Source organism: Silvimonas soli (assembly GCF_030035605.1).
GTDB classification, from domain to species: domain Bacteria; phylum Pseudomonadota; class Gammaproteobacteria; order Burkholderiales; family Chitinibacteraceae; genus Silvimonas; species Silvimonas soli.
The window spans coordinates 1,014,153-1,028,474 of record NZ_CP106736.1; the positions used below are offsets into that span (position 1 = coordinate 1,014,153).

General features: G+C 58.0%; 12 protein-coding genes and 1 tRNA gene. 6 read left to right on the forward strand and 7 right to left on the reverse strand.

Annotated elements, in window-relative coordinates; all coding sequences use genetic code 11:
* Nucleotides 1-25: 25 nt before the first annotated feature.
* Both cysK and N7220_RS04665 read right to left on the reverse strand, forming a co-directional pair.
* Complete coding sequence (gene cysK / locus N7220_RS04660) at nucleotides 26-1,003, reverse strand: cysteine synthase A (RefSeq protein ID WP_283150299.1); 978 nt, start codon at nucleotides 1,001-1,003, stop codon at nucleotides 26-28.
* A 131-nt stretch (nucleotides 1,004-1,134) separates the two neighbouring features.
* Nucleotides 1,135-1,971 (reverse strand): Rossmann-like and DUF2520 domain-containing protein, encoded by an 837-nt coding sequence (locus N7220_RS04665; RefSeq protein WP_283150300.1) that lies wholly within the window; start codon nucleotides 1,969-1,971, stop codon nucleotides 1,135-1,137.
* A 274-nt stretch (nucleotides 1,972-2,245) separates the two neighbouring features.
* Here N7220_RS04665 and N7220_RS04670 point away from each other — a divergent pair, with 274 nt between their 5' ends.
* Nucleotides 2,246-3,934 (forward strand): acid phosphatase, encoded by a 1,689-nt coding sequence (locus N7220_RS04670; protein WP_283150301.1) that lies wholly within the window; start codon nucleotides 2,246-2,248, stop codon nucleotides 3,932-3,934.
* A gap of 644 nt (nucleotides 3,935-4,578) precedes the next feature.
* Here N7220_RS04670 and N7220_RS04675 read toward each other — a convergent pair.
* Entirely contained in the window at nucleotides 4,579-6,183 is a 1,605-nt protein-coding gene (locus tag N7220_RS04675; RefSeq protein ID WP_283150302.1) for an ABC-F family ATPase, read from the reverse strand.
* 100 nt (nucleotides 6,184-6,283) lie between these two features.
* Here N7220_RS04675 and N7220_RS04680 point away from each other — a divergent pair, with 100 nt between their 5' ends.
* The 3 genes from N7220_RS04680 (at nucleotide 6,284) to N7220_RS04690 (ending at nucleotide 9,298) form a co-directional block, all read left to right on the forward strand.
* Entirely contained in the window at nucleotides 6,284-7,438 is a 1,155-nt protein-coding gene (locus tag N7220_RS04680) for a pyridoxal phosphate-dependent aminotransferase (RefSeq protein ID WP_283150303.1), read from the forward strand.
* A gap of 130 nt (nucleotides 7,439-7,568) precedes the next feature.
* Nucleotides 7,569-9,095: a hypothetical protein gene (locus tag N7220_RS04685; RefSeq protein WP_283150304.1), complete on the forward strand. Its 1,527-nt coding sequence runs from the start codon at nucleotides 7,569-7,571 to the stop codon at nucleotides 9,093-9,095.
* A gap of 113 nt (nucleotides 9,096-9,208) precedes the next feature.
* A tRNA-Ser gene (locus N7220_RS04690) sits at nucleotides 9,209-9,298 on the forward strand.
* 134 nt (nucleotides 9,299-9,432) lie between these two features.
* Here N7220_RS04690 and N7220_RS04695 read toward each other — a convergent pair.
* The 3 genes from N7220_RS04695 to N7220_RS04705 form a co-directional block, all read right to left on the reverse strand.
* Nucleotides 9,433-9,843, reverse strand: a complete 411-nt coding sequence (locus N7220_RS04695; protein ID WP_283150305.1) for an SRPBCC family protein — start codon at nucleotides 9,841-9,843, stop codon at nucleotides 9,433-9,435.
* A gap of 13 nt (nucleotides 9,844-9,856) precedes the next feature.
* Complete coding sequence (locus N7220_RS04700; RefSeq protein WP_283150306.1) at nucleotides 9,857-10,189, reverse strand: helix-hairpin-helix domain-containing protein; 333 nt, start codon at nucleotides 10,187-10,189, stop codon at nucleotides 9,857-9,859.
* An 80-nt stretch (nucleotides 10,190-10,269) separates the two neighbouring features.
* The gene (locus N7220_RS04705) at nucleotides 10,270-10,890 is read right to left on the reverse strand and encodes a peptidylprolyl isomerase (protein ID WP_283150307.1); all 621 of its coding nucleotides are present in this window, start codon (nucleotides 10,888-10,890) and stop codon (nucleotides 10,270-10,272) included.
* Between the two features lie 32 nt (nucleotides 10,891-10,922).
* Here N7220_RS04705 and N7220_RS04710 point away from each other — a divergent pair, with 32 nt between their 5' ends.
* Both N7220_RS04710 and N7220_RS04715 read left to right on the forward strand, forming a co-directional pair.
* Nucleotides 10,923-11,774 carry a TetR/AcrR family transcriptional regulator gene (locus N7220_RS04710; RefSeq protein ID WP_283150308.1) on the forward strand — a complete coding sequence of 284 codons (852 nt, stop codon included), beginning with the start codon at nucleotides 10,923-10,925 and terminating at the stop codon, nucleotides 11,772-11,774.
* A 173-nt stretch (nucleotides 11,775-11,947) separates the two neighbouring features.
* Nucleotides 11,948-12,655 carry an SDR family oxidoreductase gene (locus tag N7220_RS04715; RefSeq protein ID WP_283150309.1) on the forward strand — a complete coding sequence of 236 codons (708 nt, stop codon included), beginning with the start codon at nucleotides 11,948-11,950 and terminating at the stop codon, nucleotides 12,653-12,655.
* Between the two features lie 9 nt (nucleotides 12,656-12,664).
* Here N7220_RS04715 and N7220_RS04720 read toward each other — a convergent pair whose 3' ends face one another.
* Nucleotides 12,665-14,287, reverse strand: a complete 1,623-nt coding sequence (locus N7220_RS04720; RefSeq protein ID WP_283150310.1) for a methyl-accepting chemotaxis protein — start codon at nucleotides 14,285-14,287, stop codon at nucleotides 12,665-12,667.
* Nucleotides 14,288-14,322 lie beyond the last annotated feature (35 nt).

The window sequence follows — 14,322 nt, forward strand, 5'->3', positions numbered from 1 at the left end:
AGTGGACAGGCAATATCGTTACCGGTCAGATAGCGATACCTTTGTCATCAAACATGCCTTCAAACAGGATCGAACTCAGATAGCGTTCGCCCGAATCCGGCAGGATCACCACAATGGTTTTGCCAGCGTTTTCCGGTTTTTTGGCCAGACGCACCGCCACGGCCACAGCGGCGCCGCAAGAGATACCCGACAGCAAACCTTCATCGCGCGCCAGGCGTCGGGCGTACTCGACAGCCTCTTCGTTGCTGACTTGTTCCACCGCATCCACCAGCGATAAATCCAGTACATCCGGCACAAAGCCAGCGCCAATGCCTTGAATCTTGTGCGGACCCGGCTTGATCGGCTCACCCGCCAGCTTTTGCGTTAGCACCGGGCTAGCCGTTGGTTCGACCGCCACCGACTGGATCGCCTTGTTGCGATGCTGTTTGAAATAACGCGAGATACCGGTAATGGTGCCGCCGGTGCCCACGCCAGACACCAGGATATCGACATTGCCGTCAGTGGCTTCCCAGATTTCCGGGCCGGTAGTGGCAACGTGTATCGCCGGGTTGGCCGGGTTTTTGAATTGCTGCAGCAACACGTAGCGCTCCGGATCAGAAGCTACGATTTCTTCGGCCTTGGCGATGGCGCCATTCATGCCTTTGGCGCCTTCGGTCAGCACCAGCTTGGCACCAAATGCCGCCAGTAATTTGCGCCGCTCCAGGCTCATGGTTTCCGGCATGGTCAAAGTGAGCGGAATGCCTTTGGCTGCAGCCACAAACGCCAGCGCGATACCCGTGTTACCGCTGGTAGGTTCGACCAGTTCTTTGCCCGGCCCGAGCAAACCGCGTTGTTCTGCGTCAGCCACCATGGCCGCGCCAATGCGGCATTTCACCGAATATGCCGGATTGCGCCCTTCTACCTTGGCCAGAATGGTGGCCGGCGCGCCATCGGCAATGCGGTTGAGTTTGACCAGCGGTGTGTTGCCGATGGATTGCGCGTTGTCCTGAAACCAGTGAGCCATGAATTCCTCCTCAATTAAACAGTAAGCAGTCTTTACGGGTTTACAGCTTGATGGTAACGCCGCGCCGCAATCCAGGCGCTGGCGACCACGCAATAAATCAGTGCTCTCACATAACGCACGCAGCGTCATTGCTATCTCTTGTGACCACCTTGTAGTGCGGCGAGTTGCACTGCCACGGCGGTGAGCGATTGGTAAACCGCTGCGACGGTCGGGTCAAGTTGACCGGTGGCGGCAAATTCCAGTTCCACCGTTTTCATGTCATTACGCGCCACCGGGCCGGTCAGCGCCCCCACCGGGCCGCATTGATCCAGATTCAGCAGTGTGCCATCAATCAAGGGGCGTAGTGCCTGCCAGGCCGCCTCTCGCGGCACACCTGCGCCCTGCATGCTGCGCAAGGCGGTTTCCATCAATGCCACCAGATGATTGCACGCCAGCACAGCCCCGGCGTGATACAGCAGTTTGTGCGCAGGGTCGATGGCAAATCGTTGCGCGCCTAGTGCATCGAACAAGGGCAACAAGCAAGCCAAGGCAGCTTCGTCGCCTTCATGACCACACCAGGTACCAGCAAAATTGTTCACGGCCAGCGCTGGATCGGCAAAGGACTTGAGCGGATGCACGCTGGCCACGCTAGCACCCGCATCACGCAACGGCACCAACAGATCACTAGTCAGGGCGCCACTGCAATGAAAAACCACATGACCTGGCCGGATCACGTCACTCTGCAACAACTGCTCTACCACTGACGGGATCGCATCATCTGGGGTGGCGATCAGCGTAATGCTGGCCGTCTGCAAGCCTGGCCAATCCACCACCTGCCCGGCACCGATGAACGCCTGTGCCGCCAAGGCGTGCGCCGAATCTCGCGCCAGCAATCCCTGTACGCCAAGCAGACCCTGGCGGTGCCACAGCCAGGCCAGCGTCTGGCTCAGCCGACCGGGGCCGATCACATTGAGAGTGGGAAGCGACATGCCGCAAACCGCCAAACAAGAAACAAAGGCGAGATGTTACGCCGCCTGACACGCCGGGCAAACGACCCGTTGCATATGCAGCAACGACTTGTGCCATTGGCGGCACACGCGACAGTGCTCGCAAGCAGTCCTACCCCCGGACCACCAAGGCGGGCCATTATTTGCAGGCCAGCAGGCCAGCGCCCCCACTGACCGCGTTGTGTCACAAAAAACTGCTATAACGGCTGCTACCTTTACCAGTTACATTTGAAAACGCCCTTGAGTCGAGGCTTGCATGTCCGAAAAAAATACGCCCGAGTTACCCCTTGATCCTGCTACGGCCGATGCGCCGGTTGATCCGACACGCCGGCGCTTGCTGGAAGGCCTGGCCGCCATTGGCTTGACTGGGGCAGTACCTGCTGCCGAAGCGGTTGCTGCCGCAAAACAGGCAGCGCCAAGCCCTCATCGTCATGGTTCGGTCGATGCGCAGCTGAAAGCCAATATCAAAACCGTGGTAGTGATCTATCTGGAAAATCGCAGCTTCAATAACTTGTATGGCGATTTCCCGGGCGTGAAATATCCGCTTTCAGCAGTGGCCGCCAGCCAAAGCGCGCAACTGGATCGCAATGGCGAAACGCTCAAGACGCTGCCAAAAATCTGGGGCGGCCTGGTGCAACGTGGCCAGGACGTCGGCGGCAAGCATTATCTGATTGGCGAGGATCAAATCCAGAACTTGCCCAATGGCCCGTTCCCGCTCAAAGACGTGGAGGGCCAACCGCTGCCCGAGGCGGTGATCACCCGCGATTTGTGGCACGTGTTCTACCAGAACCAGATGCAAATCAATGGCGGTCTTAACAACCAGTTTGCCGCGTGGGCTGATTCCGGCGGCCTGGTCATGGGCTACTACAGCGAAACGGCCAAGAACCTGAACATGTGGCACATCGCGCGTCAGTACACGCTGTGCGACAACTTCTTTATGGCGGCATTTGGCGGCTCATACCTGAACCACCAGTATTTGATTGCCTCGCGCACTCCCGAATACCCGAATGCCGCAACCGGCCCGGCAAAGAAGAAAATCGCGGTGGTGGATGGCGGCCCGCAAGGCACCAAGCTGACCGTTGCCGCCAATTCCCCGGCATCGGCCATGGATGGCGCACCCAAGTTCGTCAACAACGGCGCCATCACCCCCGATGGCTTTGCCGTGAACACCATGGCCCCGCCTTATCAGCCCAGCTACATTCCGCCAGCGCAAGGTGGTGACAAAAACCTCGCCGACCCGACCGACGCAAACGTGTTGCCGCCGCAAAGCTACAACACCATTGGCGATCTGTTGTCCGCCAAAAAAGTCAGCTGGGCCTGGTACGCAGGTGGCTGGCAAGCAGCACTGAACGGCAAGGGCGGCCCGGATTCACCTAACTTCCAGTTCCATCATCAGCCCTTCAACTACTTCACCCAGTTCGCCCCTGGCACCGCCGCTCGCGCCGAACACCTGCGCGACGCCGGCATGGGCGACAGCCCGATTTCCAATCACTTCATTGCCGACTGCATCGACGGCAAGCTGCCAGCGGTGACCTTCTACAAACCGCAGGGCAATCTGAATATGCACGCCGGGTATTCGGATGTGGAGTCTGGCGACCGCCACGTTGCCAACATCCTGGCGCACTTGATGAACGGCCCGCAGTGGAAAAATATGGTGGTCGTGATCACGCATGATGAAAACGGCGGCTGGTGGGACCACGTCGCGCCGCCGCAAGGCGACCGTTGGGGTCCGGGGTCACGCATCCCGGCAATTGTGGTTTCGCCCTTTGCCAAAAAAGGCTCGGTGGACCACACCTTCTACGACACGACCTCCATCTTGCGTTTGATCACGCGCCTGCACGATTTGCCGACGCTGGAAGGCATCGCCCAGCGCAACGCCGCCTTCACCGCCCGCGGCGCACAACCACCCGGTGATTTGACTGGGGCGTTGGTGTTTGGAGTTTGAGGTATTTGATGCGGTGAAAAAAACGCAGCCTGCGGGCTGCGTTTTTTATTGGCTGGCGGGAGACGGCAAATATGTAGCCCGGATTCGCGAAGCAATCCGGGGAGCGACTTGGGCAACTGCAAATGTCAGTGGCTCGTTTTGCATTGCCACCCCGGATTCCCGCTTCGCTCCATCCGGGCTACACGCCAACCCAATCGAAGCCGAGGTTTTTGCACTTGGCAAACAGCCTGGCAAAACTCGCCGACCGAGAGCCGGAGACCTTAGACTCCGACCGACCGAGGGAACGGCGGAGCCGCGCAAAGAACACAGGCCAACAGACTGTTCGTTTCGGTTCTTGACCTTGGGCCCCGTCGGCGCTTGCGCCCGGGTCGCCTTTTCTTTGGTTTCTTTCTTTTGGCGACGCAAAAGAAAGAAACGTGCTCCCGGGCACCCCCGGGTATCAAACGCCTTTAAAACCCGTGCCGAAGGCACTACCACAAACAAGTCTTTGACGTGGACACCGGCCAATACCCAAAAGTGGATTCTCACCACGTGCGCAATCCAGCCCAGCAATAAAAAAACGCAGCCCGAAAGCTGCGTCCTTTAAATGCGGCATTAACTGCCGGCACCATCATCAATCCGAATCCGGCGCCAAAGCCAAACCCTCACTCCACCCCACGGCTATGCAAATACTCCTCATAGCCACCCGAGTAGAAGCTGTAGGTGCCATCGCCGTTCAGTTCCAGAATCTGCGTCGCCAGCGACGACACAAACTGCCGGTCGTGCGATACAAAAATCAGCGTGCCTTTGTACAGTTCCAGCGCCAGGTTCAGCGATTCAATCGACTCCATATCCATATGGTTGGTCGGTTCATCCATCACCAGCACGTTTGGCGTTTCCAGGATCAGCTTGCCGTACAGCATGCGGCCTTTTTCACCACCGGACAGCACCTTGACTGACTTGTGCACGTCATCACCACTGAACAGCAACTTGCCCAGCACACCGCGCACGATCTGGTCATCGGTACCAGGTTGGGTCCATTGCTTGAGCCAGTCGAACAGAGTGATGTCTTCAGCAAAGTCAGCTTCGTGATCCTGGGCAAAGTAACCCAACTGGGCTTTTTCTGCCCATTTCACGGTACCGGCATCCGGGCCGAGTTGGCCGACCAGCAGCTTCATCAGCGTGGATTTACCCACACCGTTGCCGCCGATCACCGCCAGCTTCTGACCTGCTTCCATAATCAGCGACAAGCTCTGGATCAGCGGTTTGTCGAATGACTTGGACAGATTGGCTGCTTCAAATGCCTGACGATGCAGCTTTTGCTTGTCTTCCATTTCAAAGCGGATGTACGGGTTCTGCCGTGACGACGGCTTCACCTCGACCATATTGTCTTTGATCTTGTCAGCCAGCTTCAGGCGGCTAGTGGCCTGACGGCTCTTGGATTTGTTGGCGGCAAAACGCTGGGCAAATGCCTGCAGTTCGGCCACGCGTTCCTTGGCCTTGGAGTTATCGGTCAACAGACGGGCACGGGCTTGCGTTGCGGCCAGCATGTAGTCGTCGTAGTTACCTGGATAAATACGGATCTCGCCGTAATCCACGTCGGCCACGTGCGTACACACCTGGTTCAAGAAGTGGCGATCGTGCGAGATGATAATCATGGTGGAATCACGCTCGTTCAGCGCTTCTTCCAGCCAGCGAATGGTGTTGATATCCAGGTTATTGGTTGGCTCATCCAGCAACAACACGTCTGGATTGCTGTACAGCGCCTGGGCCAGCAACACCCGCAGCTTCCAGCCCGGCGCCACTTCGCTCATCGGACCATTGTGTTGTTCGATGGGAATACCCGCGCCCAACAACAGCGCACCAGCGCGCGCTTCGGCGGTATAACCGTCAAACTCGGCCACGACGCCTTCCAGTTCGGCGGCGCGCATGTAATCGTCTTCTGTGGCTTCCAGATTGGCGTAAATGGCGTCGCGTTCCTGGATGGCCGCCCACAATTCGGCGTGACCTTGCATGACCACATCGAGCACGCGCTCGTTTTCGTAGCCAAACTGGTCCTGGCGCAATTTACCCAGACGCACGCCCGGGTCCAGCGCCACGTTGCCGCTGGTAGGCTCCAGATCGCTACCCAGGATTTTCATGAATGTGGATTTGCCGCAGCCGTTGGCGCCGATCAAACCGTAACGGTTACCGTCGCCAAACTTGACGCTCACTTTCTCGAACAGCGGCTTGGCGCCAAACTGCATCGTGATATTCGAAGTACTGATCATCTGTCGCGTTTTCCTCGTCGCCCGGCGCAGACCGCCGGAAAGCGATTAAAATTCAATATTTTGCTTAACCGTGCATTTTAGCATAACCGGACCAAATCTTATGCGTTACGCCCAGCGCCTTAGCCAGATCGAGCCATTTCACGTCATGCGCATTCTGGGTGCCGCCCAAGCCATGCAAGCCGCCGGGCGCGATGTCATCCATCTGGAAGTGGGCGAACCGGACTTCCCCACCCCGCAACCAATTATTGAAGCTGGCCTGCGCGCGCTAAGCACAGGGCAGACTTTTTATACCGGCGCATGCGGCATTCCCCAGCTACGTGAGGCCATTGCCGGGTTTTATCAAACCCGCTTCGGTGTATCCGTCGACCCCGCCCGCATCATCGTTACGCCCGGCGCGTCTGGCGCTTTGCAATTGCTGATGGCCTTGCTGGTGGATCAGGGCAGCGAAGTGCTACTGACCGATCCGGGATATCCGTGCAACCGGCATCTGGTCAGCCTGTTTGAAGGCGTACCGGTGAACGTGCCTGTCGGCGCCGATACCCGTTTTCAGCTTATGCCTGAGCATATTGAACAGCACTGGAATGACAAAACGGTTGCAGCGCTGGTCGCCAGCCCGGCCAACCCCACCGGCACGGTGCTCGAGCCCGCCGAGATCAAAGCCCTGGCTCAGGCCTGCACGGCGCGCGGCGGCACGCTGATTGTGGATGAGATCTATCAAGGTCTGGTCTACGGCCGACCCCATGAAACCGCGCTGGCACTGGACGAAGAACTGTTTGTGGTGAACAGTTTTTCAAAATTCTTTCAAATGACTGGTTGGCGGCTGGGTTGGCTGGTCGCCCCGCCGCAGCATGTGGCCGCACTGGAAAAGCTCGCGCAGAACCTGTTTCTGGCGCCACCCACCGCCGCCCAATGGGCCGCATTGGCAGCCTTTGAACCCGACACGCTGGGCATCATCGAACAACGGCGGCAAGAACTGGATACACGCCGCCAATACTTGCAAAGTGCGCTGGAACAACTCGGGTTTGTCATTCCCGCCACACCGGCTGGCGCATTTTATTTATGGGCCGACGCCAGCCATCTGGGCACGCGTTCTGCGGATTTTTGTGAAGGCTTGCTGCAAGCTCAGGCAGTGGCTGTTACGCCGGGCGATGATTTTGGCTCCAATCCCAATTTCTTACGTTTTGCGTACACGCAGCCGACAAATACACTCAAACAAGCATGCAATCGAATTCATAACTACTTGATATCGAGTTGAACACCGTAAGTTTTTGGCTTAATCTTAGAGAAATCACAAAATCCCGCACCGGCACAATTATCCCCAAACAGTAGGCTCGCTGACGCGCGACTCGCTCTCAGCGCTGGCCGGTTCATGACAGGCAAAGCATATGTTCGATTTCAAAGGCTTGGTCAGCGCTCTGTTCACGCAACGCCTGGACGAGGGCGTGCGTGACTTCAAATCAGCCACGCTAATGATGGCGGAGTTGCCAGAAAGCGACATCCTGCAAGCGCAGATCGAGATCGTCAAAGCGCTGCGCCAGCTCAATACCAACCCGGACATTTCGTTCAAAGAACGCAGTCGTGCCGTGCCCTATCTGGACGAAAAAGCCCGCTCGCTACAGCGCCATTTGGTGGATATCTGTGAAGGCAATATCCTGGACGACAAAGCCAGCCCGCAACAGGTTTTGCCGACCATGCTCGCCTTCTGGCGCGAAATGGGCGATGCCTATCGCATCTGCGTCAAACAAGCACTGCAAAGCGGCGGCCGCGGGCTGGATAAAGCCATCCATATGTTTACGCTGCGCGCCATCACGTACTACGGCGCGCATGCCAAATGGTGCTGGTTGCGCTATCTGGATGTAGAGCCCAACGCCTGGCGCAATCTGCACAAGCTTTATCTATATGCCGAAGAAGGCAACTTTACCGACACGCCACTGGCTGCCTGGGACAACGCTCCGCTGACCGACGTGCGCAGCGAGTACCTGCAAACCTTGATGCTGGCCTTGGCCACACCCGACAAGCTGCAGCCGGTACAAATCGAAACCGTAGCGCTATGGCTGGGTCGCTGGACTGGCTTGTTGCAGATCGAAAAGCAGATTCGCCCGCACTACCAATTGTTTGCCGTGAACGGCGCTGGTTCTACCCCACCCAAACGCCTGCGGCGCGACATGGTTGGCGATAACTGGCGCTATTGGGGTACCGAAGCGTTGGTGCGGCATATGGAAGAAATTCGTGATCAACTGCAGGCGGGCGCCAATCCGCTAAGCCTGAGCTTGCAAGCCGAAGCCGGATCACCCGGCAACCTGGCACTGCTGCAAACGCTGATCAACCTGTGGTCGCAAGATATTCCGCAACCGATCCGTAAACAGGAACGCCGCACTGCCGAAAAGAAAATCAGCGTGGTACGCGGGCTTGATCATATCGCCGCCTTCTTGCGCGGGCAGCGTCCGGAAGATGGTCTGCCGCTGTTGCGCTGGTCAGTCGAAAATGAAAGTACCGGCGGCCTGGCGCTGAGCTACCGCGCGGTGGATGACGACAAGCTACAGGTCGGCGAAATCCTCTGCGTGGCCGGTTTTGGCAACAAGCCGTTCACCATTGGCATCGTGCGGCGCCTGAACAAAACCCGTGACGGCGATGTGCAGGTGGGCGTGGAAGCATTAACGCAAACGCCGGTCACAGTTGAACTCACTCCGTTACCGAGCGGACGCAGCATTACCGCCGTGTATGCCCCAGACAGCATCAACCCCAACCATGGCCGCTTTTTGATCTTGCCGGAAAGCCACTTTGCCCAGGACCGCGAGTTCCAGTTGGCCGCACAAGGCAAAGCCTGGCGCGTCAAGCTCACACCGGCCATCGAACAAAGCAGCCACGCCACCCTGGTGCGTTTTGCGGTGCTGGAAAAAGTAGTGGTTTGAGGATGATTGCGCAGGGGCTGGTGAATAACTTGCAGTTAACCGCTGCTTGCCCCCTACCCGGATCGGCGGTTTCCCGTTAGAATACGCGCCTTGCAGCGACCAAGGTCGCCCGTGGAGGTTTGGGTGAGTGGTTTAAACCAGCAGTCTTGAAAACTGCCGAGGATGCGAGTCCTCCGTGAGTTCGAATCTCACAGCCTCCGCCAGATTCAACAATAAAGCCCTGATTATTCAGGGCTTTATTGTTTTCAGGCTTTCTGCGTTTCGGCGCGCCAAAGGGGCGACTACTTCCGTAACCTCGCCCCGTATTGTGCGGATGCCGCAGCAACAACCAACTCAATCATGACCGAAGCTCCGCCAAGCGCTTCAGCGCCGCCAGCACCTGCGGGAAATCTCCCGTCACCATCGGGCCAAACTCTGCGGCGTTGGGGCCGGTGATTTCGGTGCTGTAGGTAACTTGGGTTTTGCCCTCACCCAATAGCTTGATCTGGTGATTGACCACTACCCGGGTGTCATCGATCACGGTTTCGTCGGTGAAGCCTTCGTTTGACGTTACCGTCAGCAAGGTGCTGGTGAACGCATCTTCGCCGGGCGGCTGCATGGTAAACGTGGTTCCCGCCACAAATGGGCCATGAATTTCAATATGGGCGATTCCCGCATTCCAGTTTTTCCAGCCCGGTACGTCAGAAAACAACGCCCATATCTGCGCCGGGGTTGCGGTGGTTACGATGCTTTCGGCGTGGCTCCACATGGCGGTGCTCCTGCTAAAGGTTGATGGCAGACAGGTCGTTGAGTGTTGGCTGGTTTGGTCGTTGCTGAAGCGTGCGCTTGCGTTCCTCGGTGTAGGCCCACCACGGTTGCGCTGCCTCACCAGCCATGAAACGGGTTACCGAGATAAAGACGTCAATCACGCACGGATCATGCTGCACCCCGGTCTGGTCGCAGAGCGCCGCATACATGGCATAAGGACACCGCCCGGCCAACTGAGCCGGTTGCTCTATGCCCAAAAGCCGCAGGTCTTTGGCGCTGGCCGGGCCGATATTGGGCAGGTCTGTCAACGCGACTACGCGATCTCGATCAACCTTTTGCGGATTCATGACCTGCTCCCCTGCCCTTTGGCTGCCGGCAAGTGCCCGGCATCCGATCTTGGTCAAACAGCATTGGCTTGGCGTCCAAGCTAGTGTTTGTAGCTGCAAGAGTTGATGTAATCAAGCTGCGGGAAGTTGTGCGCGAGATAGGCGGCGCCATCGGGTGCGGTGATTTTTTGCGGATCGGGACCTGCGCCCCAAGGCGGCATGTCACCGTACCCGGTATTGAGTTGCGCGACGGTCTTCTGCAGCGATGTCGGCTCAATGTAGGCAAACGGGGTTTCCCAAGGCATGGTGCCCAAGGCGTCAATTTTGTCGCCCAGGGTAATAAACATGTGGGTGGCACGCGAATTGGCTCCATTGCCAGCAAAACTCAGATATCCCCGCTTGAAGTTACGCAAGGCGGGCTGCTTGGGGTCGTCCGCAATCGTGCTCCAGGTTTTGGCGTCACCACGGGGCGGGACTGCGCCGAACTGGCAGATGAAGTTATTCACGCAGCGAAACAGCGGTACGTCTTTAAAGAAACCCGCATCCACCATTTGCAGAAAACGCGCAGCACCCAAGGGCGACCAAGCGGGCTCGACCATAATGGTCATACCCCCTTTGGTGGTTTTGCATTGCACCGGTACGGCGGTTTTTTGATCGGGCTGGGCGTAGGCGGAAAACCCGAGACAAGCGCTCAACAAGGCGGCCAGGCAAAGACGTTTCATCGTTTTCTCATCCAGTAGACGGCTGCGTTCTAATGACCCAGCGCGCCGCGCCATTCTGCCCGTTATTGCTGGCGGACGAAAAGCTGTGCGTCGCCTCATACTTTTGGCGCAACAATCCCCCACGGTTGGAAAACATCGGCCGATTCAAGGATGTGCGTGAGCCCACCCCAGACTGCATCGGCTGGTGCGGCGTGTTCCGTTCATCAGGATACGGGTTGACCCGTTTTGGGTTTTCGATAAATATGACGGTCATCATATTTAATTACGAACCTAGGCCCATCATGGATCACAAACCGAGCCGTAAAGAAATAAGCCACGAGCGCATCGTTGCGGTTACGGCGCGGGCGATTCGTCGTGCGGGTTATGACGGTGTGGGCGTGGCCGACATCATGCAAGAAGCCGGGCTCACCCATGGCGGCTTTTATGCGCACTTCCCTTCCCGCAATGCCTTGCTGGTCGAGGCGCTCGAATATGTGACCCAGGAAGGTGCCGCCCTGTTTGCGCAGATGTTTGCCGACGGCAAAGCGCGCGGCGTGAGCCCTTTGCGGGCGTTAATTGAAGGATATTTGTCTGAGGACCATCTGACTGGCCAGGAATGTGGCTGTGTCGTTGCCGCACTGAGTTCGGAAATGTCGCGGCAGTCGCCCGAGGTACGGGAAGCATCCTGCGCCCGTATACAAAGCCTGATTACGCTGGTGCAGCGTGTTTTGCCGGCAAGGGTGGCGCCCGAGAACGCAGTGGTTATCGTCAGCACGCTGGTTGGGTCGCTGCAACTGGCTAGGGCCATGAGCGACAAAAACCAGGGCAAAGCGATTCTGGAAACCAGTCGACGAGCCTTGATTCAGCAATATGACCAAACTGAGCCAGTCGCTGCGACTGCCTGACGCTGCGTTAGTCGCATCAGTAACACCCGCAAGTAGCCCGCAATTGTATGCCCGGTTTTTTGTAGCAACGCCGAAGTCGGCCTTTGTTTTTAATCAGAAATATGATGTCCATCATATTTTATGGATTCAACGCCGTTATGGCGTCATTAACGCAGTTACTTCTGGAGAATCACATGGAACTCAAAAACGCTGTTGTTCTGGTTACCGGCGCCAATCGCGGCCTTGGTCTGGCCTTTGCGCGCGAGGCCCTGGCGCGCGGTGCGCGCAAGGTCTATGCCGCTGCGCGCGACCCGGCCAGCATTACGCTACCCGGCGTGCAGGCGGTAAAGCTGGACGTCACCAATGCCGATGACGTCGCGACGGCGGCCCGAACCTTGGGCGACGTAACGGTGCTGATCAACAACGCCGGGATCGCTTTAATGGGAGGTTTTCTGGAGGAAAACAGCCTGGAGCAGGCTCGCGCGCAGATGGAAACCAATTACTTTGGGCCACTGCGTTTGAGTCAGGCCTTTGCCGGCACGCTCGGTGCCAATGGCGGCGGCGCAATCCTCAATGTGCTGTCGGTGGTGTCGTGGATCAGTTCGCCCATGATGACCGGTTACAGCGCCAGCAAATCGGCGGCGTGGAGTCTGACCAATGGGCTGCGTCACCAATTGCGTGAGCAAAACACGCAAGTGCTGGGTTTGCATATGGGCTTTGTCGATACCGATCTGACGCGAGGGCTTGATGCGCCCAAAAGCTCGCCCGAAGCCATCGTCACCCGCGCGCTGGATGCGCTGGAAGCCGGTGCCGACGAAGTATTGGGCGATGAATTCACCGAGCAAGTCAAACAAGGGCTGTCCGCAGTGCCCGGTGTGTATCTGGGCTACGAACGCCCCTGACTTCAGCCGCTAAATGCGAAAACCGGCGACGATCTCTTTCATCTGTCTGGCCAGGCCACTGACGTTGGTGGCCTGATCCGCAGCGGTGCGCGTCGCGGCACCGTTGTGTTCGCTGCTCTGCGCCAGCAACTCCACATTGCGGGAGATAGACTCGTTGGCCAGGCTTTGCTCACGCACGGCCAACGCCACCTCGCCCATCGCCGCCACAATGCGGTCGCTGGCCTCATGCAGCTTGCGCACCACGCCGCCCGCCGCACTAGCCTGACTGCGGCAATCGTCTACCCGGTTCACCACCAGTTCCATCTGGGTCACCACACGACCCACGCTGTCCTGAATATGCTGGATGGTGGATTGAATCTGGTTGGTTGATTGCGACGTATGCTCGGCCAGCTTGCGTACTTCATCCGCCACGACGGCAAAACCACGCCCTTGCTCACCGGCCCGCGCAGCCTCGATGGCGGCATTCAGCGCCAGCAAGTTGGTTTGCGATGCCAAGGCTTTGATCACATCCAGCACGCCAGAGATTTCGCTTGAATCCTTACCCAGCTGATCCACATCGCGTGCGGCCTCTTCGACCAACGTGGCAATCGTGGTGATGCTGTTTTCGGTGCGTTCGAACTCGTGGGCGCTTTGGCCGCTCTTGTCGCCAGCGTCTTGCGACAACGCGTGTGCCTCATGGGCCTCGGTAGAGGTATGCGACAAGCTCACGGCGATTTGCTCGACGGCCGCCGCGATGCTGCCGGTATTCTGGTTCTGCAGCTCAGTGCTTTGCGCCAGTTGTCGCGACGCGCCATCCAGCGCACCAGCGCTGGCAGACAACTCGCCGGAAACCGCATGCATGCGTTGTAACGCGGTCTGGACGTGCGCCAGACAGGTATTCAGCGCGCCACCCAAAGCGCCAATCTCATCATTTGAAGTCACCGCAATCCGCGAAGTGAAGTCGCTGTTGTCGGTAATGTTCTGAACCTTGGACGCCACCTCAGACAAGGGGCCGGTCACCGTACGCGTGGTCAGCCAGTAAAAACCGCTTAAGCCCGCAACAACTGCCACCACCATGCCGATCATGCTCAGCAGAAACTGGCGCTCCGCCAGTGCATGCGCTTGCGCCTGGATGCGGGTCGACTCGTCACCAATGCTGGCGACGGCTTTGGTCAACAACGTGGTCGGCGGGCGGTCGATACCCGCAACTGCGGCATCGCCAGCGGCGGGCACAAATCCGGCACTGCGAAAAGCCTCTAGCCCGCGACGGTAGCCTTGGCCCAGTTCTTTGTGGGCATCACGAAACTGGCGAACCAGATCGGCACTTTCGCCAGGCGGCAAAGTTTGCTGCAAGTGGTCAGCAGACTCCTGCACCGCAGCTTCCTGCTTTTGAAAAGCGCCCCAGTGCTGTTCCAGCTTTGCGGCATCATGACCGCGTAGCAGCGTGTCTTTCCATTCCTGCACCTGAATTTTGAAAACTACCTGCATGCTCAGCACCTGCACCTGGGCATCTTGCAGTTGTTTGACCTCGGTTTCGTAGCGCCGCACGCTCGATTGCATGCCAGCGATACCGACAAAAGCGGCCGCTGCCACCAGACTGGCGGCAACGAGATAGCACACCAGAATCTTGCCTCGTACGGTACGCAAAAACATGGCAGCAGTCCTTTTGGGCAGAGTGCCCTTTGATC